This window comes from Burkholderia sp. B21-005, from assembly GCF_020843965.1.
Lineage (GTDB): Bacteria > Pseudomonadota > Gammaproteobacteria > Burkholderiales > Burkholderiaceae > Burkholderia > Burkholderia ambifaria.
Genome location: NZ_CP086301.1, coordinates 1,501,118 through 1,524,761, shown reverse-complemented (window position 1 = coordinate 1,524,761; position 23,644 = coordinate 1,501,118). Strand labels below are relative to the sequence as shown.

At 62.5% G+C, this 23,644-nt stretch carries 30 protein-coding genes and 1 tRNA gene; 21 read left to right on the top strand and 10 right to left on the bottom strand.

Translation table 11 applies throughout. The features are described 5' to 3' along the window. The first annotated feature begins 30 nt into the window (after nt 1-30). The 19 genes from LMA02_RS35240 to LMA02_RS07055 all read left to right on the top strand — a co-directional run bounded on the left by LMA02_RS35240 (nt 31) and on the right by LMA02_RS07055 (nt 10,792). Entirely contained in the window at nt 31-153 is a 123-nt protein-coding gene (locus LMA02_RS35240) for a hypothetical protein (protein ID WP_267478974.1), read from the top strand. A gap of 28 nt (nt 154-181) precedes the next feature. Continuing rightward, entirely contained in the window at nt 182-514 is a 333-nt protein-coding gene (locus LMA02_RS07140; protein ID WP_228907435.1) for an acetyl-CoA carboxylase, read from the top strand. Nucleotides 515-931: 417 nt separating this feature from the next. Further along, nucleotides 932-1,294 carry a DUF1566 domain-containing protein gene (locus LMA02_RS07135; protein WP_228907434.1) on the top strand — a complete coding sequence of 121 codons (363 nt, stop codon included), beginning with the start codon at nt 932-934 and terminating at the stop codon, nt 1,292-1,294. Between the two features lie 29 nt (nt 1,295-1,323). Then, nucleotides 1,324-1,788, top strand: a complete 465-nt coding sequence (locus LMA02_RS07130; protein ID WP_228907433.1) for a DUF1566 domain-containing protein — start codon at nt 1,324-1,326, stop codon at nt 1,786-1,788. Nucleotides 1,789-1,802: 14 nt separating this feature from the next. Continuing rightward, nucleotides 1,803-2,180, top strand: coding sequence for a four helix bundle protein (locus LMA02_RS07125; RefSeq protein ID WP_212116245.1), 378 nt, complete (start codon nt 1,803-1,805; stop codon nt 2,178-2,180). 321 nt (nt 2,181-2,501) lie between these two features. Continuing rightward, a complete protein-coding gene (locus LMA02_RS07120) occupies nt 2,502-3,506 on the top strand; it encodes an RNA-directed DNA polymerase (protein WP_228907620.1) in 1,005 nt (334 codons plus the stop codon). A 38-nt stretch (nt 3,507-3,544) separates the two neighbouring features. Continuing rightward, on the top strand, nt 3,545-4,060 hold the full coding sequence (locus LMA02_RS07115) for a phage N-6-adenine-methyltransferase (protein WP_228907432.1): 516 nt from the start codon (nt 3,545-3,547) through the stop codon (nt 4,058-4,060). 16 nt (nt 4,061-4,076) lie between these two features. After that, complete coding sequence (locus tag LMA02_RS07110) at nt 4,077-4,715, top strand: LysM peptidoglycan-binding domain-containing protein (RefSeq protein ID WP_228907431.1); 639 nt, start codon at nt 4,077-4,079, stop codon at nt 4,713-4,715. Between the two features lies 1 nt (nt 4,716). After that, nucleotides 4,717-5,229 carry a helix-turn-helix domain-containing protein gene (locus tag LMA02_RS07105; protein WP_228907430.1) on the top strand — a complete coding sequence of 171 codons (513 nt, stop codon included), beginning with the start codon at nt 4,717-4,719 and terminating at the stop codon, nt 5,227-5,229. Then, nucleotides 5,226-6,329, top strand: a complete 1,104-nt coding sequence (locus tag LMA02_RS07100) for a hypothetical protein (protein ID WP_228907429.1) — start codon at nt 5,226-5,228, stop codon at nt 6,327-6,329. Before LMA02_RS07105 ends, LMA02_RS07100 begins: the two co-directional genes overlap by 4 nt. Further along, entirely contained in the window at nt 6,322-6,783 is a 462-nt protein-coding gene (locus tag LMA02_RS07095; RefSeq protein ID WP_228907428.1) for a hypothetical protein, read from the top strand. Before LMA02_RS07100 ends, LMA02_RS07095 begins: the two co-directional genes overlap by 8 nt. Continuing rightward, complete coding sequence (locus tag LMA02_RS07090; protein WP_228907427.1) at nt 6,780-7,319, top strand: hypothetical protein; 540 nt, start codon at nt 6,780-6,782, stop codon at nt 7,317-7,319. Before LMA02_RS07095 ends, LMA02_RS07090 begins: the two co-directional genes overlap by 4 nt. Beyond that, nucleotides 7,316-7,531, top strand: a complete 216-nt coding sequence (locus tag LMA02_RS07085; protein WP_228907426.1) for a hypothetical protein — start codon at nt 7,316-7,318, stop codon at nt 7,529-7,531. The genes LMA02_RS07090 and LMA02_RS07085 overlap by 4 nt, the downstream gene beginning before the upstream one ends. After that, on the top strand, nt 7,528-7,926 hold the full coding sequence (locus LMA02_RS07080) for a DUF4031 domain-containing protein (RefSeq protein WP_228907425.1): 399 nt from the start codon (nt 7,528-7,530) through the stop codon (nt 7,924-7,926). The genes LMA02_RS07085 and LMA02_RS07080 overlap by 4 nt, the downstream gene beginning before the upstream one ends. Next, nucleotides 7,923-8,360, top strand: coding sequence for a hypothetical protein (locus LMA02_RS07075; protein ID WP_228907424.1), 438 nt, complete (start codon nt 7,923-7,925; stop codon nt 8,358-8,360). The genes LMA02_RS07080 and LMA02_RS07075 overlap by 4 nt, the downstream gene beginning before the upstream one ends. Then, nucleotides 8,357-8,659, top strand: coding sequence for a hypothetical protein (locus LMA02_RS07070; protein WP_228907423.1), 303 nt, complete (start codon nt 8,357-8,359; stop codon nt 8,657-8,659). The genes LMA02_RS07075 and LMA02_RS07070 overlap by 4 nt, the downstream gene beginning before the upstream one ends. Continuing rightward, nucleotides 8,656-9,417, top strand: a complete 762-nt coding sequence (locus LMA02_RS07065; protein ID WP_228907422.1) for a hypothetical protein — start codon at nt 8,656-8,658, stop codon at nt 9,415-9,417. The genes LMA02_RS07070 and LMA02_RS07065 overlap by 4 nt, the downstream gene beginning before the upstream one ends. Continuing rightward, a complete protein-coding gene (locus LMA02_RS07060) occupies nt 9,414-9,647 on the top strand; it encodes a DUF4224 domain-containing protein (RefSeq protein WP_228907421.1) in 234 nt (77 codons plus the stop codon). Before LMA02_RS07065 ends, LMA02_RS07060 begins: the two co-directional genes overlap by 4 nt. A gap of 11 nt (nt 9,648-9,658) precedes the next feature. Beyond that, complete coding sequence (locus LMA02_RS07055; protein WP_228907420.1) at nt 9,659-10,792, top strand: tyrosine-type recombinase/integrase; 1,134 nt, start codon at nt 9,659-9,661, stop codon at nt 10,790-10,792. Nucleotides 10,793-10,897: 105 nt separating this feature from the next. Here LMA02_RS07055 and LMA02_RS07050 read toward each other — a convergent pair. Further along, nucleotides 10,898-10,974, bottom strand: a tRNA-Pro gene (locus tag LMA02_RS07050). A gap of 172 nt (nt 10,975-11,146) precedes the next feature. After that, a complete protein-coding gene (locus LMA02_RS07045) occupies nt 11,147-11,860 on the bottom strand; it encodes a methyltransferase domain-containing protein (protein WP_228907419.1) in 714 nt (237 codons plus the stop codon). Between the two features lie 341 nt (nt 11,861-12,201). Between LMA02_RS07045 and LMA02_RS07040 the strand changes: the two genes are divergently transcribed. Next, entirely contained in the window at nt 12,202-13,080 is an 879-nt protein-coding gene (locus LMA02_RS07040; protein WP_228907418.1) for a tyrosine-protein phosphatase, read from the top strand. 355 nt (nt 13,081-13,435) lie between these two features. Next, entirely contained in the window at nt 13,436-15,646 is a 2,211-nt protein-coding gene (locus LMA02_RS07035; protein WP_228907417.1) for a hypothetical protein, read from the top strand. A gap of 77 nt (nt 15,647-15,723) precedes the next feature. On the opposite strand, the gene LMA02_RS07030 is transcribed toward LMA02_RS07035, so the two are convergent. From LMA02_RS07030 to thrS, 8 genes are all read right to left on the bottom strand, one after another. After that, nucleotides 15,724-16,137 carry a MerR family transcriptional regulator gene (locus LMA02_RS07030; protein ID WP_228907416.1) on the bottom strand — a complete coding sequence of 138 codons (414 nt, stop codon included), beginning with the start codon at nt 16,135-16,137 and terminating at the stop codon, nt 15,724-15,726. A gap of 60 nt (nt 16,138-16,197) precedes the next feature. After that, the gene (locus tag LMA02_RS07025; RefSeq protein WP_006753316.1) at nt 16,198-16,584 is read right to left on the bottom strand and encodes an integration host factor subunit alpha; all 387 of its coding nucleotides are present in this window, start codon (nt 16,582-16,584) and stop codon (nt 16,198-16,200) included. A 72-nt stretch (nt 16,585-16,656) separates the two neighbouring features. Next, a complete protein-coding gene (pheT, locus tag LMA02_RS07020) occupies nt 16,657-19,086 on the bottom strand; it encodes a phenylalanine--tRNA ligase subunit beta (RefSeq protein WP_228907415.1) in 2,430 nt (809 codons plus the stop codon). A gap of 96 nt (nt 19,087-19,182) precedes the next feature. After that, nucleotides 19,183-20,196: a phenylalanine--tRNA ligase subunit alpha gene (pheS, locus tag LMA02_RS07015; protein WP_006753318.1), complete on the bottom strand. Its 1,014-nt coding sequence runs from the start codon at nt 20,194-20,196 to the stop codon at nt 19,183-19,185. 148 nt (nt 20,197-20,344) lie between these two features. Beyond that, the gene (gene rplT, locus LMA02_RS07010) at nt 20,345-20,704 is read right to left on the bottom strand and encodes a 50S ribosomal protein L20 (protein WP_006052502.1); all 360 of its coding nucleotides are present in this window, start codon (nt 20,702-20,704) and stop codon (nt 20,345-20,347) included. A 30-nt stretch (nt 20,705-20,734) separates the two neighbouring features. Next, nucleotides 20,735-20,932 (bottom strand): 50S ribosomal protein L35, encoded by a 198-nt coding sequence (gene rpmI, locus LMA02_RS07005; RefSeq protein WP_004191477.1) that lies wholly within the window; start codon nt 20,930-20,932, stop codon nt 20,735-20,737. A 190-nt stretch (nt 20,933-21,122) separates the two neighbouring features. Continuing rightward, the gene (infC, locus tag LMA02_RS07000; RefSeq protein ID WP_166721564.1) at nt 21,123-21,647 is read right to left on the bottom strand and encodes a translation initiation factor IF-3; all 525 of its coding nucleotides are present in this window, start codon (nt 21,645-21,647) and stop codon (nt 21,123-21,125) included. Nucleotides 21,648-21,696: 49 nt separating this feature from the next. Then, entirely contained in the window at nt 21,697-23,604 is a 1,908-nt protein-coding gene (gene thrS, locus LMA02_RS06995) for a threonine--tRNA ligase (protein ID WP_228907414.1), read from the bottom strand. Nucleotides 23,605-23,644 lie beyond the last annotated feature (40 nt).

Below are 23,644 nucleotides of genomic sequence, written 5' to 3'. Positions count from 1 at the left end.
CTACGGCGGCCAATCACCCAGGGGTACATCATGAGCCAAGCAGCGCGCGACCTGATCGAACTGCGCCGAGAGAATCCGCACTCGCCGGAGCTTCGCCGAATCGCCCTAAACCTGATCGCGGCCGGCGTCGCGAACGCGCTCGAGGGCGCCTGATCCGCGGCAAACCACATCGAGAGACCACATGAACCAGATCAAGCACACTCCGGGGCCTTGGCTCCAACACGCGCAATACCCGGAATGCCTCGTTTCGGCGCATGCGCCGACGCTTTCCCTGCTCACGATCGACGGTGCCGGCGCCGCTCGGTTTATCAGCGCGGACGACTGCCGCCTGGCTAGCACGGCCGTGGATATGGCCGATGCGCTGCAACTCGCGCTCAACACGATCCCGGCGGATGCGATCAAGTCCGCGACGCGGATTGTGATGGAAGCGGCGCTCGTCAAAGCCGGCTATCTGACCATCGAACGGAAGCCCGATCCGCCCACCTACTATCGGATGTGCGGGGAGAATTTGTGATGCGGGGTGCCTCTAACAGCCTGCAGCCTGTATTTCACGAAAACAGGCGATCGCTTGTGACGCGCGTCCCGCGCGACAACGACTTACTCGCCTCATGCCACCAGATTCACGGCGGCATCGTCAAAGCATGCGCGATGTCCCTCTTGTGCGGCGTGAGCGTTGGGTGTGTCTGGTTTCTCTGCGTTGCTTTTCGTGCGGGGGTGCTGCCGTGGTCCTTCTGAAAATCTGGCTGGGCGCCCTCGCCGCCCTCATCGTGTTCCTCTCCCTTCAGGCGCTGCTTCAGGAGCATTCCGAGCGTCTGGAGCGCACTCCGGTCGTACGGCGCGCGTAACGGCGCCTTCCCTTTCGACTTACTGATTGGCAGTAGCACTTTGCGGGCGTCCTTTGTGGCGCCCGCTCCTTTTTCATGGAGATCCCATGCAGATCCAGCTTCCCCCGCTCGCTGAAGGCGAGATCTACCTCGGCGGCTTCGTCGACAAGAACGGTGACGTCACGCACACGATCCTCCTGCCGGGCGACAACGATCTCGCCTCGTGGCAGGAACAGATGGAGTGGGCTAAGAGCATCGGGGGCGACCTTCCGACCCGCGCCGAGCTCGTAATCGCGTACGAGAAGCTTAGCGATCAGTTCAAGCCGACTGCGTACTGGTCGAACACGCCTGACGACGATCCGGAATACGCCGGCTGGGCGTGGTATCAGTACTTCGGCACTGGCTTCCAGAGCCTCACCCACCAGCACTACGAGTTCCGCGCCCGCGCCGTCCGCAGATTGTCGATTTAACCCTTCATCCATTTTCAACGGAGAAAGCAATGACGATCACGCTCGAACAGATCGAAGCGGATCATGCGCGCATCGGCGCGATGATCGAAGCAATCAAGAAGCAAGGGCAAGCGACGAATTACCGCATCGAAGCTCTCACGATCCCGCTCGAGGCCGGCGAGCGTTTCGCAGGTCAAGTCCTCAATGAGGATGGCACGCTGAGCCATTACCTGATTCTGCTGCCCGGCGACGCAGATGACATCCCCTGGTCGGACGCCAAGGAATGGGCGGCAGAGCGTGGCGGCGAACTGCCGACGCGCCGCGAGCAATCGTTGCTGTTCGCCACCCTGAAAGGCGAGTTCGAGGAGCGCGCTTATTGGTCTGCAGAGGCGCATGAATCGGAACCCGGCTGGGCGTGGTATCAGCACTTCCTCGATGGCGACCAGTGCGGCAGCCGCCAGCACTACGAGTTCCGCGCCCGCGCCGTCCGCAGATTCATTCCTTCAGTAATTTGATTTTCTAATCCACCGTGGCCCTGCATACCCAACTGCCGATTTACCGAGCGGCGGAGGATCTTCTGGATGTCGTGACCGATGTGGTCACGAACATGCAGCGGAACTTCAAGCGGTCAGTCGGCGAGAAGATCAATGACGAGTGCATCGAAATTATCGTGCTCGTCTATCGCGCCAACGTCGCCGCCGATAAGTCTCCGCATCTGACGGCGCTCATCGAGCGTCTGCAGGTAATCAATCTTCTGCTTCGACTCGGCTTCAACAAGCGCAAGGTCGACAAGGGCGCATATGCGCGCGCAGTCGAATTGACGACCAGCATCGGCAAGCAGGCCACCGCATGGAAGAAGTCCGCATCCAATCGCCCGCTTCGCGAAGGTCAAGGCTTTCGCGACTGAGCGATATTTCAATCTGGTCGTGCCGCTGGCTCATAAGGCCACCGCCATGCGCAATGAGGAAACCGGCCGCCGGCGTGCGGAAAGGTCCAGCGCAGTTTCCCACCCGAGAAATCGGTCGGGCGACGTAGATAGCACGATATTCCGGCTGGGCGTGGTATCAGAACTTCAACAATGGCAACCAGAACAACAACCACCAGCACTACGAGTTCCGCGCCCGCGCCGTCCGCAGATCGAGGGCCAATTTCGTTCGTCGATCTCGTCGAGGCATATCTCGACTGCCGGCGAACGAAGCGAAACAGCAATGCGGCGCTTGCGTTCGAGATGCGGCTCGAGCGCAACCTGCGCCGCCTATACGACGAGTTGGCCGATGGCAGTTACACGCCAGGCCGCTCGAAGTGCTTCGTCATCACGCGACCGAAGCCGCGCGAAGTATGGGCGGCAGCTTTTCGCGATCGTATCGTGCACCACCTGCTCTACAACCGGATCGGGCCGCGCTTCGAACGGTCGTTCATCGCCGATTCTTGCGCCTGCATCAAGGGCCGCGGCACGCTATACGCTGCCGAGCGCCTGGAATCGAAGGTGCGCTCGATCACGCAGAACTGGTCGCGGCGCGCGTTTTACCTGAAGTGCGACCTCGCCAACTTCTTCGTCAGCATCGACAAGCGAATTCTGCTCCACCTGCTTTTCGCGAAGATCTCCGAGCCATTCTGGCGATCGCTGACCGAAACCGTGCTGATGCACGATCCACGGGCCGACTACGTGTACCACGGCGATCCGGTCATGATGGATCTCGTTCCGCCCCATAAGAGGTTGCTCGAACAGGCGCCGCATCTCGGATTGCCGATCGGGAACTTGTCGAGTCAGTTTTTCGCGAACGTCTATCTCGACGTGCTCGACCAGCGCGCCAAGCATCAGCTACGCGCCCGGCACTACATTCGATACGTCGACGATTTCATGTTCCTGCACGAATCGACGGCGCGCCTGAACGAGATCCTCTCGGATGTGACGGTATTCCTGCCGGCGCGTCTCGGCGCGCGGATCAACCCGCGCAAGACGATCCTGCAGCCAATCGACCGCGGCGTCGACTTCGTCGGCCAGGTCATCAAACCATGGCGCCGGGAGACGCGGAAGCGCACACGCAACGAAGCACTGCGCCGCGTTGCCGACACTTCGCCCGGCGACATGATGCAAGTTGCGAATTCCTATTTCGGGCTGCTGCGTCAGGCAACTGCCAGTCACGAGGATCGCGCGCGACTGGCGAACCTTCTCAGGTCACTTGGCAAAGCCGTTGACGGCGATCTGACGAAAACCTATCGCTCGGCCTAATCGAGCACCCGCCATTGAGGCTGTACTACTGATTGAGGATGACGATGAGCCTTGTAGGTTTCAAGATCACGAACCACCCGCAACAGGTCGCGAAGCGTGGAGCGCGCGACACCGTTGACGAGCGCATCACGCCTGACTGGCTGTTCGAACGATACGACGCCTTGCACGGGTTCACATTGGACGCTGCGGCAAATGCCAGCAACGCGAAGAAGCCGGCGTTCTTCGATCTGGAGAGCGACGGGTTGAAGCAGCCTTGGGCGCCCCACCGAGTCTGGTGCAATCCGCCGTACAGCAATCTCGGTTCATGGGTCGCAAAAGCACACGGAGAATTCGCCGCAGGCTGCCCCGTGATCGTCATGCTTTTACCGGCTAACCGGACCGAGCAGGCATGGTGGCAAGACCATGTAGAGCCATTCAGGGACAAGCCGGGATCACCCATAAAGGCCGAATTCCTGCGTCGCCGATTCAACTTCGGCGTGCCTGGAAATGAAGATGGCAAGTTCAATAGCAGTCCGCCATTTGGCTGCGTTGTGCTGACCTTTCAGAACGCCTGACGACCTGAGGACCACCATGACCACCACCGACAATAGCCGCGCTGATGCGCTGACCCGATGCCCGCTTCTGGTAGATGCGGACTGCCTCTATGGACCGTACGGAATGAATGGAGAAACCGTTTGCAAGTTCTGCGGTTTCGCCAAGGATGCCGCGCGCCCTGTCGAGCAGCCGCGCACGCACACCACGCAGCCGGGCGAATCCGTCATGGGCATCGCCCTGCGCCAGTGCGGCAACGAAATGGAGTGGCGGCACATCCTGGCGTGCAATCCAGAATTCGCGGACATGCTGCCGCACGAGTATTTCCCGGTCGGCACGGTCCTGACGCTGCCGCCGCCACCGGCAGGCGCATCCCCTGTCGAGCAGCACGAAGCAGCGCCGAGTGATGATGCTATGGCGATAAGCGATGCGATGCGTATGGATGACGAAGGGCGGATTAACGAGCAATGTCCTTCCAGGTGCCAGCACCCAAGTTGGAAATCGATCGGGTCCGATCAGGACCAATGCGAAATTTGCGGCGCAGTTGGTAGTGAGCGTAGATATTTGGCAGTGCAGCCAGAATCGTCATCAGTGGCCGACGAAGCGTCGGATTGCGGATGCGCCACGAACGAAGCATGCAAGATGAAGACGGATGGTTCGTGCTGGAGGGCCGACTGATATGAAACTCGGAGAACTGCTCAAGAGCCGGCGTGAGGCACTCGGCATGACGCTGGATGACGTGGCTGATGCGCTGACCGAGTTACGCCGCATTGTGCATGAGTTGCGCACTTACAATCCGGCCGCCGACGAATACAAGGGCGCGCATATCCACAAGGTATGGGCGCGTGAAATTGAGGCATTGATTGCTGTCGAGCAGCACGAAGCAGCGCCGGCCGACGCGAAAGATGCTATGGACACGCTGGTAGCTGTGCTGAACGCGATCGGATACACGGAAGAATTCGCCGCCGCACACCCGGACCTGAAGGTGAGCGAAGGGGTGAAGCTGTTTCTGTCTCAGCAGACGCAAGCCGCCCCGCTCGAAGGCACGGGCAATGGGGCGGATGAGCGGGCGGCTATGGTGCGTGCGCGCGCGGCAGTGTTCGACTGGCAAGGCGAACATGGGATCACGCTGACGGTCGGCGCTATCAATGATCTTGCGCGGCTGCTGGTCGATGCAGGAGAAAAGGCATGAGCACCTGCTCGCAATGTCAAGGTCACGGTCAGCTCGGTGACGCACTTTGCGAAAGCTACACCTGCGATGTTTGCGGGGGTAGCGGATACGCACACGATGCGCCACGTGCTCATGTGCGCGTGGCAACTCCTGAAGATGCTCGCCAAGAAGAATTGCGCAGCGAGTACTTGCGCGGTGTTGAGGACGGCCGAAAGCAGGTCGCTCGAGAATATGCCGCCCGCACCCCTCGCACTGATGTGGCGGGAGCGGTGGCGGGCGAATGCTTCATCGTCATCGGCCACGGCGAAAGCGATATTCCCGAGGCAAAGATCGTCACGCGTCGCGACGACTTGCTCGACGCTGTTCTCGGCATGATCTACGGATCAGCATCGGATGCGACGGGAGACTTGCGCGCCATGTATGCACAAGATCTCGACGATGACGACCAGTGGGCCGCCGATACGTGGAGTTGCTCGTTCGAGATCGGCGGGATCGTCGTTTGGCACGTCGGGCTTCACCCGTTTGCCCCGCAGCCTCCCTCCGCAGATGCAGCGGCAGCGCCGGCAGACGAGCGGGCGGTGGCGACGTTCGAAGAATGGCTTTCGTCCTTGTCGCCGCAACGGCGCGCATTGATTGGCGACGCGCGCGATGCTCGAATGGGCTGGGAAGCGGCCCGCGCGGCAGCATCGCAGCCCGCAGCGGTCGTCGAGCAGCTTCAAACGATGCTGTCGGGCGAGCGCGGTCAGATCGAAATCTGGAAGCAATGCGCGAAAGAGTGGTGCGACAAGTATCACGAATTGGAAGCCGCGATGCATCAGACGGTAGACGACGAACCTGCAGCGGCAGCGGGGCAAGAGACGGTCGGCTGCCTGACTGTCTCGCGTTTTAGGGGGCTTGTGAACACCGATTTCGACTACTACGGTTCGCTGTCGGACGGGTCATACGAGGTCTACACCGCCCCGCCCGCGCAGGTCGCCACTCGGCAGGGGCTGACGGATGGAGAGCGGGAAGCGATCGAATTCGCAGTCAAGTGGTTCGACCAGTCCGTGCTCCCCGATACGCCGTATGCCGGCTATTCCAAGGTTCTCCGCGCCCTTCTCGAAGGTGCCAAGAATGAATAAGACGCTGACAAACGAGCGCATCGAGGAACTCGCATTGCTCAATCTAGGATATGACCGACAGGTGCGTCTACGGGACTTTGCCCGAGCCATCGAGCGAGAAGTCCTCGCCACCCAGCACCCGGAGCCGCGCGCCGAGGTGACGGACGCTACGCGCGATGTTCTCGCGGAGCGTCGTCGGCAAGTCGAGGACGAAGGATGGACGCCTGAACATGACGACGAGCACAACGGTGGCGAAATGGCTAGTGCTGCCGCGTCTTACGCGCAACGCGCAGGAATGCACGAAGCTGGTGCGATGGTTGGGCCATGCCCGCAGCCGCCGACGTTCTGGCCGTGGGATAACGAATGGTGGAAGGATGCGGGCGCGCGCCGCAATCTCGTCAAGGCGGGCGCGCTGATCCTCGCCGAGATCGAGAGGCTCGACCGTGCCGCCGCCCGCGCAGGAGAACCCCAATGAGCACGAAACCTAATTGCGATTGCCTCAACGATTGCGGGGACGATCGAAACGTCGAGAATGGCACTGTCGAACCGTGCGGCTTCTTCAAGATGCGCAAGGCGCGCGATGAAGCACGCGAGGCAGCGCTGCGCGCACGAAACGCTGCGGTGCGCACCCTCGAAGCCAGGGGTTACACATATGTGGATGGCGCCGAGCAGTGGAAGCCTCCGCTCGGAAAACCGCCTGCGTGGGTGGCGCACGACACCCAAGCCGTACGGGACGTCATTGCCGAGCGCCGTCGGCAGGTAGAACAGGAAGGCTGGACTCCCGAGCATGACGATGAGCACGACGACGGAGAATTGGCTTTCGCGGCCGCATGCTACCTGTTGGCCGAACTGTTCGTGTTTGACATGTTCGGGTTATTCAACAAGCTGTGGCCAGCCGGATGGTCTCGGAAATGGTGGAAGCCGACGACGAAACGCCGCAACCTGATCAAGGCTGGCGGAATGATCCTCGCGGAGATCGAACGTCTCGATCGCGCTGGAGAGCAATCATGAGCCGCACCGCAATTGAAGCTCTCGGCGAAGCCATCGACCGCGCGTTGGACGACGCGCCCGTCACCGATGTCCTTGCATTCGTCACCGGCGTTTTCGTCGGCCTGACGCTCGAGCTGGTGCGCCGAGAAGGTCACGACGTGAACAAGGAAATCAGAATCGATGGCGTCGAGCAGCGCGACATCACCATCCATGCGCCCAAGGTGATGCAATGACCGTCTACGTCGACGACATGTATCGCCACCCGATCGGCGAATTCAAGACGGCGAGCGGCCGCGTCTACAAGATGTCGCACCTCATCGCAGATACATCCGATGAGCTGCTCGCCATGGTCCGCGCGATCGACGTCAATCCGAAATGGATCCAGCACCGCGGCACGCGCGACGAGCACTTCGACATCGCGATCAGCAAGCGCGCTGCCGCCATCGCCGCCGGCGCAGTCCCGATCACGTTCGAGCAATGCGGCGCGATGAATAAGCGCCGCAAGGTCACTGGCTCACTCGGCTCGCCCGACGACGCAGTCGAGTGGCTGAAGAAGTTCATCGCAGACCGCCACGCAGCTCGCGCAGCTGAAGTACCGGCCGACAACCTCACGGAGTCCCAGTCATGAGCAGAAGTGGATATAGCGACGATTGCGAGAACGTCGAACTGTGGCGCATGGCGGTGCGCAATGCGATTCGCGGAAAACGCGGGCAATCCCTGCTCCGCGATCTGGCTGCCGCGCTCGATGCGATGCCGGAAAAGCGGTTGATTACAGCAGAGCTGCAGGATGCGGATGGCGATTTCTGCACGCTTGGCGTGCTCGGCAACGTGCGAGGCCTCGATCTGAAGAGCATCGATCCCGAAGACAGGGAAGCAGTCGCCACGGCCTTTAACATCGCTCCCGCTCTCGCCGCCGAAGTCGTTTTCGAGAATGACGAGAACGGCTACCGCTGGGATCACGCTCTCGGGAAATCGGTTTTCGAGACGCCCGAAGAGCGCTGGACTCGTATGCGCCAATGGGTTGCGTCCAACCTCGTCGAAACAGCCGAGGCGAATTCATGAGCGAAAACGAAAAATTCTACGACGATGAGATCGCCCCTGCCCTACTCGAGCTTGCACACAAGCTCAGGACCAGAGGCATGTCGATGGTAGCAACCGTCGAGTTCGAACGCGGGAAACGGGGATCTACGTTCGAACTTCCGGTCGAACGCGGTATTGAGATGGACCTCCTGCGCGCGCTTTCGCTCGCCGGCAACAATGTCGACTCGTTCCTGATCTCGGTCATGCGGATCTGCGACCGGCGAGGCGTCAGTTACCAGGAAAGCATCTTCCTGAAACGCTATTCGGAGGCCGCGCGATGAAAGAACGCCCCATTCTTTTCAGCGGCGCGATGGTGCGCGCCATCCTCGAAGGCCGGAAGACGCAAACCCGCCGCGTCGTGACCGTGCGCGGCGAGCAGCCGCCGGCCTGGGCCACATTCGCCTCGGAGGGTCATTCGTTGATGCAAGACGGCAAGCCACGCCCGGTCGGATCGTTTTACTGGTCCGAGGAGCAGCAGGCGGGGAAACCCCTTAAGACGCTGAGGCGCTGGCCCGTATTGCCGGAGAAGCACCCGATGGCTGGTGACTGGTACTGGACGCCCAGCCCATACGGCAAGATCAGCGATCGCCTGTGGGTGCGCGAAGCCTGGCAACACAGCAACCACCCGCTCGGCCCGTACGACGCCGACTGCCTTGTGCACTATCGCGCCGACTATATCGACGATCCACACGGGCCGGATGGCGAGAAATCGCCTGAGGGGAAGTACAGGGTGTGGCGGCCGTCGATCCACATGCCGCGCGCGGCATCGCGCATCACGCTCGAGATCACCGGCGTGCGCGTCGAGCGCCTGCAAAGCATCAGCGAGGCTGATGCGATCTCAGAAGGCATCGAGGTATTCGAAACCGACGACCCCGATCTGCAAGGAATGTGGCGAGACTATTCCGAGGATGGGATGGCGTCAGGCAACCCGATCGGCTCGTTCCTGACGCTCTGGGACGGTATCAATGCTGCCCGCGGCTATGGTTGGGAAGCAAACCCTTGGGTGTGGGCTCTGGAATTTCGGAGGATCGAACGATGAGCACCGGTCTGATGACGGCCGCCGACCTCGAACAGGCGAGCGGCAAGAAGCGCTACAGCGCTCAGGCGGCATGGTTCAAGGCTCAGTTCGACGTCGACGTACCGCGGCGCGACGACGGCAGCATCGCGCTCACCTGGGAAACGTTCCGGCTCCTCGCCGAAGCGAAGCTCGGTCTGCGCACGGCAGAAGCTCGCGCCGAAGCCGTGTTCGAACGGCCACGGATCTACTAGGACAGCAATCCATGAATGCACGCCGCCGAAAACGGCCAGACGGGCTGCCGAGTCGCGTCTACATGCGAGACGGCTCGTTCTACTGGGTGCGCCCCGATGGGAAGTGGAAACGCCTGTGCCGCGTCGACGATGGAGACATCCGCATGCACGAGCGGCTCGCCGAGGAGAAGCGGAAGTTCGAGCCGACCACCGGTGTCGGCAATATTCCGCGGCTCGTCGGCGAGTACGTCGACACGCACAAGAAGCAGTACGCTGAGACCTATCGCGACGAGTGGATTCGGCGCGGCGACGCGGTGATCTCGGCCCTACGTGATTGGAATGTCGAGCGGATCGACGCGGGCGCGGTAGAGGATTTTTTGAACCTGAAATGGGGTGACAAGCTGCCGATGCAGCGCGCCATGAAGGCATGGCTCACGCGATTTTTCAGCTGGGTGATCCGGAAGAAGAAGCTGATGCAGGTGAACCCCTGCCGCGAGGTCAAGGTGAAGAAGCCGAAGGACCGGGACGTCTACATCCCTGATCGGCACTTCCTCGCGATCCGCGCCGCCATGATGACCTATCGGTACAAGAAGAACGAGGGGAAGCCGAACGAGAAAACGATCATCGGCACGGTCCCGACCGGCGCCATGATGCAGTGCTTTGTCGACCTGTGTTACCTGACCTGCCAGCGGTCGACCGAAATCCGGCTACTGCGCTGGGACCAGATTGACCGCGAAGCCGGCGTGATCCACTTCATCCCGACGAAGACCGAAGACTCGAGCGGCGAAGCTGTCGATTGGCCTCTCACGCCTGACATCGACGCGGTGCTCGCGCGCGCGAAGCTGCTCGATCCCGCGTTCGGCCAGAAGTATGTGATCCGGGACAAAAAGGGAAATCCGAAGACGGACCAGGCATGCCGCGACGCGTGGGACGGTGCGATCGAACGCGTCGAGAAGTTCGACGCATCGATTAAGGGCAAACCCTATACGATCAAGGACATCCGCGCGAAGGCGATGACCGATGCCAAGCGCGCAGGCTATGCGATCGAGGAGCTGCGGGTCGCCGGCGCACATACCGACACTTCAACGACCGAGACCTACATCAAGTCGCGCGAGGTGCCGCGATCGAACGTCGTCCTTCACCTGCCGACGCTCAAATCTGCATAAATCGCGCCCCGATATTAGAGATTCTCTAATACGGTCTCCAATTTGCACAAAAATTGAGCACGAAGTAAAAAACCCGCACAGCCTTACGCTGTGCGGGTTTAGATCTGGTCGGGGCGAGAGGATTTGAACCTCCGACCACCTGCACCCCATGCAGGTACGCTACCAGGCTGCGCTACGCCCCGAAAGAAAAAAATTATAACAGACAGTTGTCCGGTTTAGAACGGGTCGCATGCATTTTGTGAATGTTCCTGCGAAATTTTTTCGAGATGGCGTGACTCCACGTGACGGCCTCGACGCGGGCGGCAACGCGCATCGTGCCACGCCCATACGCCGGCCATGCGATCCGCCCGATGCTCACCGCTTGCGCGCGACACAGATGACCGTGAGGCCCGCCATCCGATTGAACCGGAACATCGGCAACTCGGCCCGGCAGATCAGCTTGAGCAAACCATTGACGACCGGATGGTGCCGGCGCAATTGCGACGCCGGTTCGCGCGGTTGCCGACGCGCCCGCTCGCTCAGCCGCAATGCCGCCGCGAGCGGAAACGTGAGGCCGAAGTAGTAGGCGCCGTGCTCGACCTCGAGCCCCGCACGACGCGCGACGTCTTCAAGACCGTCGAGCGTGTACCTGCGCTTGTGCTCGAGAAAATCGTCATGCGCGCTCCAGAGGAACTGAAACGCGGGAACCGTGATCAGGAACCGGCTGCCCTTCGGCGCACCCGCCACATATCGCGCAAGCAGCCCGACATCGTCATCGACGTGCTCGAGGACATCCATCAGCAACACGAGATCGGCATCGAATCGATCGACGGCGCGCCGAAAATGGACGGGCTTGCCGGCCGCCTCCCCGTCGGTATCGTCGGGGTAGCTCGTATCGACACACCACGCTTCGGTCGCCTGCGTGCGCTCGAGCAAATGCTTGGAAAAGAACCCCGAGCCCGCACCGACGTCGAGGATCCGGCTCGCGTCCGACGGGCCCAGAAGCCGACGGATCGCGCGCGCCTTCGACGCGTAGTACCAGTGATCGCCTACATCCGCTCCCAATACGTCGAGCTCCTTCAGATCCATGACGCCTCCCCCGTGTCGGCCACCATGCTGATCCATCCAGCCACTGATGCCGATCTTACCGCGCCTCGGCCGTGGCACCCACGACAAGTTGCGTGAATCGCACCGGCAATCCACGTCGCGTCCTAATCGAAAAGGACGATGGCCGTTTCGCCGCGGATCGCTACCGTGCGCTTACCCGGCGCGAGATTGACGCGAAATCGACGCGCACGGCGCATCGTCCGGCTGCATGCCGACCGAAACGGCACCGCCGCGCTTTGTCGCGCCGTGCGGCATGCCGGCAGCGGTTTCGGTCGCAACCGCGGTCGCGACTTCCTGTCACCGTCTCCGAAAAAGGCCAGTGAATGAATCAGAAAAACGAAATTTCCCGTCGACACTTTCTCCAGCTGGGTGCCGGCACGCTCGGCATCGCGCTGGGAAGCACGTCGCTTCTGTCCGCGTGCGGCGGCGACTCGATCGGGGTCGCCCCCGTCACGACGCCCAGGCTCGGGTCGGCAGCGAACTTTCGTGACACCGCGGGACCCGACGGAACAGGCTATGCCACCGCGAGCGGCGCAGCGATGAAAAAAGGCGTGATCTACCGGTCTTCCGCGCTCGCGTTGTCCGCTGCCGACCTCGCAACGATCGATACGCTCGGCATCACGCAGGTGTGCGACCTGCGCACGACTTCCGAGATCCAGGCGCAGCCGGATGTGCCATTGGCCGGCGCCACCTGGCAGAACCTCAACGTGCTTGGTGCCGCTGGGCTCGGTCCGCTTCCGACCAGTGGCGCGACGGCCGAGGCCTTCATGCAGCGCATGTATCGGGCGTTCGTGACGTCGGAAACGGCGCGGACGAGTTACCGCACGCTATTCGCCGGCTTTGCCGCGTCCGGCGGCAACCTGGTCTTCCACTGCACCGCCGGCAAGGATCGCACCGGCTGGGCGACGGCCATTCTGCACACGATCCTCGGCGTCCCCCGGCAGACGATTCTCGCCGACTATTTGCTGACCAACGTCTACAGCGCGTCGGAAATCGCCGCCTATGTCGCGCAGGCGCGCAAGAGCGGCGGCCAGGATGCGGCGGACATGATGGCCGCGCTGCAGAGCGCGCAGGACGCCTATTTGCAGGCGGCATTCGATCAAGTCGTCACGTCGTACGGCTCGATGGCGTCGTACATCGATAACGGCCTGCAACTGGACCAGCCGACGCAGAATGCGATCCGGCAGCGCATGCTGGTCTGATCGGCCGTGCCGGCGACGGCAGCGATACCGCATCCGCCGCCGCGCCGCCGCCTGCGTCCCGAATCGAACGCGGCTCTCACCCGGCACGAAAACCCGCGTCGGCCCATGCCGGCGCCGGTTTGACGATCGGCTCAGCGCGCCGACCGCCCCCGCAGCAAAACCAAACGACCGTTTGATCTTGCCGCCCTGCCACCGGGAATCCATTGTCCTGTCGTGCGCCGCCCGGCCTTGCCCGGACTCCCGTTGTTTGGTGACGCCGCTCTACCGCGCTATGCCACACTGCACCGCATCGACGTCCGCGCCGCGCATCGGCCGCGCGCCCCCCGTCGATCACGACAAGACTTGGAGACAGACGATGCGGAATGCGGTCCGGCGCGGCCATCGCACGCCTTTGGCAATTTTCGACTGGATGGCTGCCCAGCGACGCGCGGCAGCCTCGGTTTCACGCGGCACCTCCCGTGCACTCGGCTGCGGCGCGCTGGCGCTCGCGCTGCTCTGCGCCGGCTGCGCGGAACCAGCCGCGCAGCGTGACGGCAACGCGTCGGTCGCCTCGACGAAAATCGAGCGCGCCAAGGCCGAACGTCTCGCTCATGAACAGCAGATCGCCCGCACCGTGCCGTCGCTCGCGTCGATCCGCCTCACGCAGCCGCGCCCGTTCACGCTGCGCGACTCGGGCCAGAACGGTGCGATGACGTTTCTGCGCGATGTCGATTTCCGCATCGTCAACAACCTCGGCTTCTTCATCCACCAGCTGTCCGCGACACTCGTGCCGACGCAGGCCGGCGCGCCGATCGTGTTCGATGATCCGACGAGCTTCGAGATCGACGTGCACGAAGGCACGGTCACGCTCGACAACACGAAGCTGACCGCCCTCTTCGACACCTACATCTTCGGTTACCGCAACGCACCGCTGCGCAAGCTCGCCGTATCGGCCGGCGACGGCGTGATCCATCTGCAAGGCGAGATGCAGCGCGACGGCTGGGTGCCGTTCTCGCTGACCGGCACGCTGGCGATCCGCGACGGCAGTCAGCTCGTGTTCCACCCGAGCGGCGTGCGCGTATCGGGCATCAATGCGCAGCCGGTGATGCGCGCGGCCAACGTGAAGATGGCCGACCTACTGAAGGTCGAGACACCGATCGCGCGGCTCGTCGGCGACGACCTCGTGATGTCGGTCGACAAGCTGATGCCGCCGCCGCGGCTGAAGATCCGGATCACCGCGCTGCGCGTGACGCCGGCCGGACTCGACCTGACGCTCGACGACGGCTCGCACGCCGGCTTCGCGCTGCCCGCCAACGCGCCGCAACAGGCGATGTACATTCGCGGCGGCGACGTGAAATTCATGCGCTCGATGCCGATGAATGCCGACATCCTGATCAGCCCCGTCGATCCGACGAAGCGCGACCAGAATTTCGTGTTCGACCTGTACCACTATCGCGACCAGGTGTCGGCCGGCTATTTCAATTTCGACGAAAGCGGTGCGATGGCGATCCGGATGCCGTCGTATGCGGGCCCCGCGAGCGGCGCGCCGCTGGGCAATGCGGCCGCACGCCTGAACGACAGCTTCCTCGCCGCGCAGCAGAACGCGTTGCGCGACTTGCGCCAGCACTGGGAAGCGTTTGCGCTCGCGGCCACCGCGGCGCAGCCCAGCATGCAGAAAGTCGCGATGCGACGCTCGTCGACCACGCCGTTCAACGAACGGCACGTGTCGAACCGCAACCCGACGATCCATCTGCACAACGTCGACTTCAACCTGTCCGGCGACATCGGCTTCCATGTCGAGGATCTCGACGTGCAGCTCATCGCGAAACGGCCGGGCGAGCCGGTCGACCTCGACGATCCGAACCAGTACGACATCCGCATTCTCGGCGGAACGGTCGTCGAATCGTGGAAGGCGATGTCGGCGCTCTTCAACAACTATCTGCTCGACTATTCGCCGCGCTCGCTGAACGACCTGCAACTGAGCGCGGATGGCCAGGACCTGCGCGTCCAGGGCGGCATCAAGCTCTGGAATCACGTGCCCGGCGTGTGGCTGCCGACCGACATGAAGGGCTCGCTGTCGGTGCTCGACGATCGGCACCTCGCGTTCAAGCCGTCGCAGGTCTCGGTGCTCGGCATTCCGCAGGCGAAGCTGCTGCGCTCGCTCGGCATCGAACTCGCGTCGCTGACGCCGCTGCAGCGCCGCGGCGCGGAACTGCGCGGCGACACGCTCGTGCTCGATCAGTACACCGTATTTCCGCCGCCGGTGCTGAACGGAAAACTCGCCCAGGCGACGGTCGAACGCGACGGACTGCGTCTCACGTTCCGGCGTGCCGCCGACGCACCGGTGCCGAAGCGGCCACAGATCGACGCGCCGAGCTACATGTGGATGGACGGCGGCGACATGAAGATGTTCAACGTACTCGAACTGAATGTGCGCGCACTGATTCGGAACTCTGCCGAGGCCGGCCCGATGCGTTTCGACCTGTACGGCTACCGCAGCCAGGTCGCGCAGGGCTCGGTGCGGATGCTGCCGGACGGCACGCTCGTCGTCGACATGGGCAAGCCGAATCCGCTCGCATCGCGCTGACAGCGCGGTCCCGCGTGCATGAAAAAAGCCCGGTGGCACTTCGCCAACCGGGCTTTTTCTTGATTCGAGCGTCACGCTCAGTCGTGCTTCAGTCCGTCGATCACGTCGAGGAGCGCCTGCCGCAACGCGTTCACGTCGACCGTTGCCCCCTGCTTGCCCGGCGCACGCTCATCGGCTGCCGGCATGTCCGGCTCGACCGGTGCCACGGCACCGCGTTCGCCGCCCGGCGAATCGAGCCGGTTGCGCGCCCCGTTGATCGTGAACCCCTGTTCGTACAGCAACTCGCGAATCCGCCGGATCAGCAGCACTTCGTGATGCTGGTAGTACCGGCGATTGCCACGCCGCTTCACCGGCCGCAACTGCGTGAATTCCTGTTCCCAGTAACGCAGCACGTGCGGCTTGACCCCGCACAGCTCACTGACCTCACCGATCGTGAAGTAGCGCTTCGCGGGAATCGGAGGCAAGACGACTTTCTCAACCGTAGTGGTCATCGTCGGTTAACCGTCGGTAAGGGTGCGCGGCGACCGCGCGGAGACGTCAACGCGCGGGCGTTATTCCACGCCGTTTTCGACCAGCGCCTTCAGCTTCTGGCTCGCGTGGAAGGTTACGACCCGGCGGGCCGCGATCGGAATCGCCTCGCCCGTCTTCGGATTACGGCCCGGACGCTGCGGCTTGTCGCGCAGCTGGAAATTGCCGAATCCCGACAGCTTGACGCTTTCACCGTTTTCGAGCGCGTCGCGGATCACTTCGAAAAAAGCCTCGACCATGTCCTTCGCTTCACGCTTGTTCAGCCCGACGCTGTCGAACAGCAGCTCCGCCAGTTCCGCTTTCGTCAGCGTCGGCGTCTCGGTGGACGCCGGCGCCGAAGCGTCGCGGTTCATGGCGCTGCGTTGCGCCGTCAGGAGGGCTTCGAATTCACTCGAGGTCATGTCGTTCATATCTGCCATACAGCGCGTTAAACCAAAACTTACGATGGGGAAAAGCCGCCCGCCAACGGGCGGCCCCTCTCCTTAGCCGCGCAGGCGAGCACCAGCACGAGCCATTCGCTCGACCAGCGTCTGGATCGCCTGATCGACGACCTCGTCCTGTAGCGTGCCAGCCGCGTCCTGCAGCGTCACGCGGAAGGCAAGGCTCTTCTCGTGCGCGGCAAGGCCACCGGAAGTATTTGATTTTGCACGAAATTCGTCGAAGAGTACAACCTTCTGAACGAATCGGCAGGCGTCGTCGGCCAGCGCCTTCTTCATTTCGTCGAAAAGTGCCTGAACCTCGACCGCCTGATCGACCACGACGGCGATATCGCGCCGTACCGGCGGGAATTTCGACACGTCGGTCGGTGCCGGCAGCGCACGCGCGATCAGCGCGTCCGAGTCGATTTCGAACATCACCGGCGCATGCGGCAGCTCGTACTTCTGCATCAGGCGCGGATGCAGCTCGCCGATCCAGCCGACCGCGCGGCCATCGACTTCGATGCGCGCGCTGCGGCCCGGATGGAGGGCCGGATGTTCGGCCTTCACGAAGCGCGCGGCAGCCGGCGCGAGCAGCGCCTCGAGATCGCCCTTCACGTCGAAGAAATCGACTGCGCGGGTTGTCACGCCCCACTGCTCGTCGACCGCCGGGCCGTACGCGAGCGCGCCGACACGTTTCGGCTGCGTGTAGCCTTCGACGGTCAGCTCGCCGGCCTTCACCGACGGATCGGCGAGGAACACGCGGCCCGCCTCGAACACGCGCACGCGATCCGCGCGACGGTTCAGGTTGTGGCGCAGCACCGAGATCAGGCTGCCGAACAGCGTCGTGCGCATCACCGACAGCTGGCTCGCGATCGGGTTCAGCAGGCGGATCGGGTTGTCGTTGCCGGCGAAATCGTGCTCCCACTCCGCATCGACGAAGCTGAAGTTGACCGTTTCCGCGTAGTCGCGCGCCGCGAGCGCATGACGGATGTCGTGGATCGAACGCTGCGTCTCGTTGGTCGCGCGCATCTCGCTCGTCGCGACCGGCGGACGCGCCGGAATCTTCTCGAAGCCGTAAATGCGTGCGACTTCCTCGATCAGGTCTTCCTCGATCTCGATGTCGAAGCGGTGCGACGGCGGCGTGACCAGGAATGCGTCGTCGTCACGCTCGAACGGCAGGCCGAGGCGCGTGAAGATGTCCGCAATCTCGTCGGCGTCGATCTTCACGCCGATGATGCGGTTCGCGCGCGATACGCGCATCTTCACCGGCGCGCGCTGCGGCAGGTTGACCGCCTGATCGTCGATCGGGCCGGCCTTGCCGCCGCAGATCTCGAGAATCAGTTGAGTAATGCGCTCGACGTGCTCGACGGTCGTCGCATAGTCGACGCCGCGCTCGAAGCGATGGGCCGCATCGGTCGAGAAGTTGTACTTGCGCGCGCGGCCACGGATGCTGTCCGGCCACCAGAACGCGGCTTCCAGGTAGATGTTGGTCGTGTCGAGCGTGACGGCCGTGCTGTCGCCGCCCATGATGCCCGCGAGGCTTTCGACGTGGCGGTCGTCCGCGATCACGCCGACCGTTTCGTCGAGTTCGACCGTATTGCCGTTCAGCAGCTTCAGCGACTCGCCACGCTTGCCCCAGCGCACCTCGATGCCGCCGTGGATCTTGTCCAGGTCGAACACGTGCGACGGGCGGCCGAGCTCGAACATCACGTAGTTCGAGATGTCGACGAGCGCCGACACGCTGCGCTGGCCCGAACGCTCGAGGCGCTCGACCATCCATTGCGGCGTCTTCGCGTGCGCGTTCACGCCGCGGATCACGCGGCCGGAGAAGCGGCCGCACAGATCGGGCGCGGCAATGCGCACGGGCAGCGTCTCGTCGAGCTCGACGCGCACCGGACGGATATCGACCGGCGTCAGCGGAGCGCCGGTGATCGCGGCCGTCTCGCGCGCGATGCCGAACACGGACAGGCAATCGGCCTTGTTCGGCGTCAGCTTGATTTCGAAGATCGTGTCGTCGAGATTGAGCGTGTCGCGGATGTCCTGACCGACCGGCGTGTCTTCCGGCAGGATCAGCAGGCCGCTGTGGTCTTCGGACAGCTTCAGCTCGCGCGCCGAGCACAGCATCCCCTGGCTCTCCACGCCGCGCAGCTTCGACAGCTTGATCGCGAACGGCTTGCCGCCCTCTTCCGCCGGCGGCAGTTCCGCGCCGACCAGTGCGACCGGCACCTTGATGCCGGGCGCCACGTTCGGTGCGCCGCAAACGATATTCAGCGTCGCGCCGGTGCCGGCGTCGACCTGGCAGACATTGAGCTTGTCCGCATCCGGATGCTTGACGACTTCGAGCACGCGGCCGACGACGATCTTCGACGTCGGCGGCGCAGCCTTGCTCAGCGATTCGACTTCGAGCCCCGCCATCGTCAGCGCGTGCGACAGTTCGTCGGTCGTCAGCTGCGGGTCGACAAAGGTTCTCAACCAGGATTCAGGGAATTGCATGGATGTCTACGTTCGAAACAGGTTAGATCGACGCCCGGGCCCCGTCGGAAACGTCCGGCGGGGCGTGCGCGGGCACATGTCGGCGCGGCGCGTGCGTTATGCGAACTGGCGCAGGAAACGCAGATCGTTCTCGAAGAACAGCCGGAGATCCTGCACGCCGTAGCGCAGCATCGTCAGGCGCTCGAGGCCGCTGCCGAACGCAAAGCCGATGTAGCGCTCGGGATCGAGGCCCATGTTGCGGATCACGGTCGGATGCACCTGCCCCGAGCCCGAGATCTCGAGCCATTTGCCGGCGTTCTTGCCGTGCTCGAACATCATGTCGATCTCGGCCGACGGTTCCGTGAACGGGAAATACGACGGACGGAAGCGCACGAGGATGTCGTCGCGCTCGAAGAATTTCTTCAGGAAATCGGTATAGACGCCCTTGAGGTCGGCGAAGCTGATGTTTTCGTCGATCCACAGCCCTTCGACCTGATTGAACATCGGCGAGTGAGTCGCATCGCTGTCCACGCGGTACGTGCGGCCCGGCGCGATCACCTTGATCGGCGGACGGTTCATGCGCGCGTAACGCACCTGCATCGGGCTCGTGTGCGTGCGCAGCAGCAGCTGGCGGCCGTCGGCATCCTTGCCTTCGACGTAGAAGGTGTCCTGCATCGAACGCGCCGGATGGTTCTCCGGGCTGTTCAGCGACGTGAAGTTGTACCAGTCGGTCTCGATTTCGGGACCGTCGGCCACGTCGAAACCGATCGAGCGGAAAATCTGTTCGACGCGCTCCCACGTGCGCATCACCGGGTGCAGGCTGCCTGCACCTGCGCCGCGGCCCGGCAGCGTGACGTCGATCGCCTCGGCGGCGAGGCGCTGGTTCAAGAGTGCATCGGCGAGCGCCTGGCGACGTGCGGTCAGCGCGGCTTCAACCTGCTGCTTCGCGACGTTGATGCGTGCGCCTTCGGTCTTGCGTGCTTCGGGATCGAGCTTGCCGAGGCCCTTGAGCAACTCGGTCAGCGCACCCGACTTGCCGAGAAATCGTGCTTTCTCGTTTTCGAGCGTGGTGATGTCGGCAGCCTGTTCGAAGGACTGCTGCGCGTCGGCGACAATCTGGTCCAGATCCATAGATCCCATCATTTCCAACGTCATTCGGTCTTGGCGAGCAAATCTGCCCACCAAACAAAAAAGGGGCTCGGAAGAGCCCCGTTTTCGCTGCAGCGGCCGAAACTACCGGAACATCGCTGCAACTAACCACGCAGTGCTAATTTCGCAATTAGGCTGCAACGGCGGCTTTCACCTGCTGGACGATCGCAGCAAAAGCAGCCTTGTCGAACACCGCCATGTCGGCCAGGACCTTGCGGTCGAGTTCGATCGACGCCTTCTTCAGGCCGTTGATGAACACGCTGTAGGTCATGTCGTGCTGGCGAACTGCCGCGTTGATACGCGTGATCCACAGTGCGCGGAACACACGCTTCTTGTTGCGGCGATCGCGGTACGCGTACTGACCAGCGCGCATCACCGCCTGCTTGGCGATGCGGTAGACGTTATTGCGACGGCCGCGATAACCCTTGGCCAGCTTGATGATCTTCTTGTGGCGGGCCCGTGCGGTTACCCCACGTTTGACTCGAGGCATGTTTCTCTCCTTAGAGTATCAGTTGAGGGGTTACGCGAACGGCAGCATTGCGCGGACGGAGTTCAGATCGGAATCATGAACTGCCGTTGCGCCGCGCAGGTGACGCTTGTTCTTCGTGGTTTTCTTGGTCAGGATGTGACGCTTGAAGGCTTGACCGCGCTTGACGGTACCGCCCGGACGCACCACGAAGCGCTTTGCAGCACTCTTCTTGGTCTTCATCTTAGGCATGACGAACAACTCCAGTTTATTAGATGGCGATGGGTGTGCGGTTGGCATGCGCCCTTGACCCGCCCTTCGAAACCCAGTCCACTTGTGTACGGCGAACCGCTTGCGCAGCCGCCGTCATTGTTGGCGCGCCGCCCTGACCGGGCAACGCACCGAACCACTTTCGAACCTGCGCGCCGTGCGCGCGGGCCCGTTACTTCTTTTTCTTCGGCGAGAGCACCATGATCATCTGGCGCCCTTCCATCTTCGGCATCTGCTCGACCTGGCCGACTTCCTCGAGATCCGTGCGCAGACGTTCCAGCATCCGCATGCCGATCTCTTGGTGAGCCATTTCACGGCCGCGGAAACGCAACGTGATCTTCGTCTTGTCGCCCTCTTCGAGGAAGCGCATGAGATTGCGGAGCTTGACGTTGTAGTCACCGTCATCGGTACCCGGGCGGAATTTGACTTCCTTCACCTGGATGACCTTCTGCTTCAGCTTCGCTTCGTGCTGCTTCTTGGACTCCTGATACTTGAACTTGCCGTAGTCCATCAGACGGCAGACCGGGGGAACCGCTTGCGGCGCGATTTCCACCAGATCAACATCCAGTTCTTCCGATTTACGGAAAGCATCAGCGAGTTTTACGATACCGAGCGGTTCGTTCTCGATCCCGACCAGACGCACTTCCGGCGCAGAGATTTCACCGTTGATGCGATGCGACGACTTATCAGTAGCGATGTTACGTTTCCTCTAAAAATTAAAAAAACGAGCCGCGCTGCCAGGGCGGTTACTTGAACGAGCGCAGGTCTTCCTGCAGACGCTCAACGAAGGCTTCGATCGGCATAACGCCAAGATCGACGCCGCCACGGGCACGCACGGCTACCGTTTGCGCATCACGCTCCTTATCACCCACGACGAGGAGATAAGGCACCTTTTCCAGCGTGTGCTCGCGTATTTTATAGCTAATCTTCTCGTTGCGCAAATCGCCCGCCACTCTAACCCCTTGTTTTTGCAACGTTTGGGTCAGAGAGTGTGCATATTCCACCTGACTTTCGGCGATATTGAGCACAACTGCCTGGAACGGCGCAAGCCAGGCCGGCATCGCGCCGGCATGGTGCTCGATCAGAATGCCGAGGAATCGCTCCATCGAACCGACGATCGCACGGTGCAGCATCACCGGCCGGCGGCGGCTGTTGTCTTCCGCGACGTACTCGGCGCCGAGGCGCTCCGGCAGCACCATGTCGAGCTGCAGCGTGCCGCACTGCCACGAACGGCCGAGCGCATCCTTGATGTGGTATTCGATCTTCGGACCATAGAACGCACCCTCGCCCGGCAGCTCTTCCCACGACAGGCCGCACGCCGTCAGCGCGTCGCGCAGGCCCTGCTCGGCACGATCCCAGGTTTCATCCGTGCCCGCACGCTGTTCGGGGCGCAGCGACAGCTTGATGTCGATGTGATCGAACCCGAAATCCTTGTACACGCTCATCGCCAGCGTATTGAACGCGATCGACTCGGCGATGAACTGCTCTTCGGTACAGAAGATGTGCGCATCGTCCTGCACGAAGCCGCGCACGCGCATCAGGCCATGCAGCGCGCCCGATGCCTCGTTGCGGTGGCACGAACCGAATTCCGCGTAGCGCAGCGGCAGGTCGCGGTACGAACGCAGGCCGTGCTTGAACACCTGAACGTGCCCCGGACAGTTCATCGGCTTGATCGCGTAGTCGCGCTTCTCCGACTCCGTCGTGAACATGTTCTCGCGGTAGTTCTGCCAGTGGCCCGACGCTTCCCACAGCGAGCGGTCCATGATCATCGGCGTCTTGATCTCGAGGTAGCCGGCGTCGTTCACGCGGCGGCGCATGTACTGTTCGACCTGCTGCCACAGCGCCCAGCCCTTCGGATGCCAGAACACCATGCCCGGCGACTCTTCCTGCATGTGGAACAGGTCGAGCTGCTTGCCGAGCTTGCGGTGGTCGCGCTTTTCCGCTTCCTCGAGCATGTGCAGATATTGATCCTGGTCTTCCTTCTTCGTCCAGGCCGTACCGTAGATGCGCTGCAGCTGCTCGTTCTTCGAGTCGCCGCGCCAGTACGCGCCCGCGACCTTCATCAGCTTGAAGACCTTCAGCTTGCCGGTCGACGGCACGTGCGGGCCGCGGCACAGATCCGTGAAGCCGCCGTGCGAGTACAACTTGATTTCGTCGCTTTGCGGAATCGATTCGATGATCTCGGCCTTGTACTTCTCGCCGATGCTGCGGAAATAGCCGGCCGCCTCGTCGCGCGACACGACGCGGCGCGTCACCGGCTCGTCCTTCTTCGCGATTTCCTGCATGCGCTTTTCGATCTTTTCCAGATCTTCGGGCGTAAACGGGCGGTTATACGAGAAGTCGTAGTAGAAGCCATTGTCGATCACGGGACCGATCGTCACCTGCGCATCCGGATACAGTTCCTTCACTGCGTACGCGAGCAAGTGGGCGGTCGAGTGACGGATGATGTCGAGACCGTCGGCATCCTTGTCCGTGACGATCGCGAGCGCTGCGTCGCGATCGATGACCGTGGACGTGTCGACGAGCTCGCCGTCGAGCTTGCCTCCAAGCGCAGCCTTCGCGAGGCCGGGACCGATCGAGGCCGCAACCTCGGCAACTGTCACCGGATGCTCGTATTGTCGAACTGAGCCGTCAGGCAAGCGTATCGAAACCATAGCAATCTCCGTGATGCCGACAGTGGGCGGCAAACCAGGT

Bases quoted from the DNA above. Each gene is read 5' to 3' on its own strand.
- LMA02_RS07135 (WP_228907434.1), top strand. From the start codon at position 932: ATGCAGATCCAGCTTCCCCCGCTCGCTGAAGGCGAGATCTACCTCGGC.
- LMA02_RS07055 (WP_228907420.1), top strand. From the start codon at position 9,659: ATGAATGCACGCCGCCGAAAACGGCCAGACGGGCTGCCGAGTCGCGTC.
- pheT (WP_228907415.1), bottom strand. From the start codon at position 19,086: ATGCAATTCCCTGAATCCTGGTTGAGAACCTTTGTCGACCCGCAGCTG.
- LMA02_RS07100 (WP_228907429.1), top strand. From the start codon at position 5,226: ATGAGCACCTGCTCGCAATGTCAAGGTCACGGTCAGCTCGGTGACGCA.
- LMA02_RS35240 (WP_267478974.1), top strand. From the start codon at position 31: ATGAGCCAAGCAGCGCGCGACCTGATCGAACTGCGCCGAGAGAATCCG.
- LMA02_RS07040 (WP_228907418.1), top strand. From the start codon at position 12,202: ATGAATCAGAAAAACGAAATTTCCCGTCGACACTTTCTCCAGCTGGGT.
- LMA02_RS07025 (WP_006753316.1), bottom strand. From the start codon at position 16,584: ATGAACGACATGACCTCGAGTGAATTCGAAGCCCTCCTGACGGCGCAA.
- LMA02_RS07105 (WP_228907430.1), top strand. From the start codon at position 4,717: ATGAAACTCGGAGAACTGCTCAAGAGCCGGCGTGAGGCACTCGGCATG.
- rpmI (WP_004191477.1), bottom strand. From the start codon at position 20,932: ATGCCTAAGATGAAGACCAAGAAGAGTGCTGCAAAGCGCTTCGTGGTG.
- LMA02_RS07030 (WP_228907416.1), bottom strand. From the start codon at position 16,137: ATGACCACTACGGTTGAGAAAGTCGTCTTGCCTCCGATTCCCGCGAAG.
- LMA02_RS07045 (WP_228907419.1), bottom strand. From the start codon at position 11,860: ATGGATCTGAAGGAGCTCGACGTATTGGGAGCGGATGTAGGCGATCAC.
- rplT (WP_006052502.1), bottom strand. From the start codon at position 20,704: ATGCCTCGAGTCAAACGTGGGGTAACCGCACGGGCCCGCCACAAGAAG.
- LMA02_RS07120 (WP_228907620.1), top strand. From the start codon at position 2,502: ATGCGGCTCGAGCGCAACCTGCGCCGCCTATACGACGAGTTGGCCGAT.
- LMA02_RS07075 (WP_228907424.1), top strand. From the start codon at position 7,923: ATGAGCAGAAGTGGATATAGCGACGATTGCGAGAACGTCGAACTGTGG.
- LMA02_RS07070 (WP_228907423.1), top strand. From the start codon at position 8,357: ATGAGCGAAAACGAAAAATTCTACGACGATGAGATCGCCCCTGCCCTA.
- LMA02_RS07140 (WP_228907435.1), top strand. From the start codon at position 182: ATGAACCAGATCAAGCACACTCCGGGGCCTTGGCTCCAACACGCGCAA.
- LMA02_RS07065 (WP_228907422.1), top strand. From the start codon at position 8,656: ATGAAAGAACGCCCCATTCTTTTCAGCGGCGCGATGGTGCGCGCCATC.
- LMA02_RS07035 (WP_228907417.1), top strand. From the start codon at position 13,436: ATGCGGAATGCGGTCCGGCGCGGCCATCGCACGCCTTTGGCAATTTTC.
- LMA02_RS07095 (WP_228907428.1), top strand. From the start codon at position 6,322: ATGAATAAGACGCTGACAAACGAGCGCATCGAGGAACTCGCATTGCTC.
- LMA02_RS07115 (WP_228907432.1), top strand. From the start codon at position 3,545: ATGACGATGAGCCTTGTAGGTTTCAAGATCACGAACCACCCGCAACAG.
- LMA02_RS07080 (WP_228907425.1), top strand. From the start codon at position 7,528: ATGACCGTCTACGTCGACGACATGTATCGCCACCCGATCGGCGAATTC.
- LMA02_RS07090 (WP_228907427.1), top strand. From the start codon at position 6,780: ATGAGCACGAAACCTAATTGCGATTGCCTCAACGATTGCGGGGACGAT.
- thrS (WP_228907414.1), bottom strand. From the start codon at position 23,604: ATGGTTTCGATACGCTTGCCTGACGGCTCAGTTCGACAATACGAGCAT.
- LMA02_RS07060 (WP_228907421.1), top strand. From the start codon at position 9,414: ATGAGCACCGGTCTGATGACGGCCGCCGACCTCGAACAGGCGAGCGGC.
- pheS (WP_006753318.1), bottom strand. From the start codon at position 20,196: ATGGATCTGGACCAGATTGTCGCCGACGCGCAGCAGTCCTTCGAACAG.
- LMA02_RS07110 (WP_228907431.1), top strand. From the start codon at position 4,077: ATGACCACCACCGACAATAGCCGCGCTGATGCGCTGACCCGATGCCCG.
- LMA02_RS07130 (WP_228907433.1), top strand. From the start codon at position 1,324: ATGACGATCACGCTCGAACAGATCGAAGCGGATCATGCGCGCATCGGC.
- LMA02_RS07085 (WP_228907426.1), top strand. From the start codon at position 7,316: ATGAGCCGCACCGCAATTGAAGCTCTCGGCGAAGCCATCGACCGCGCG.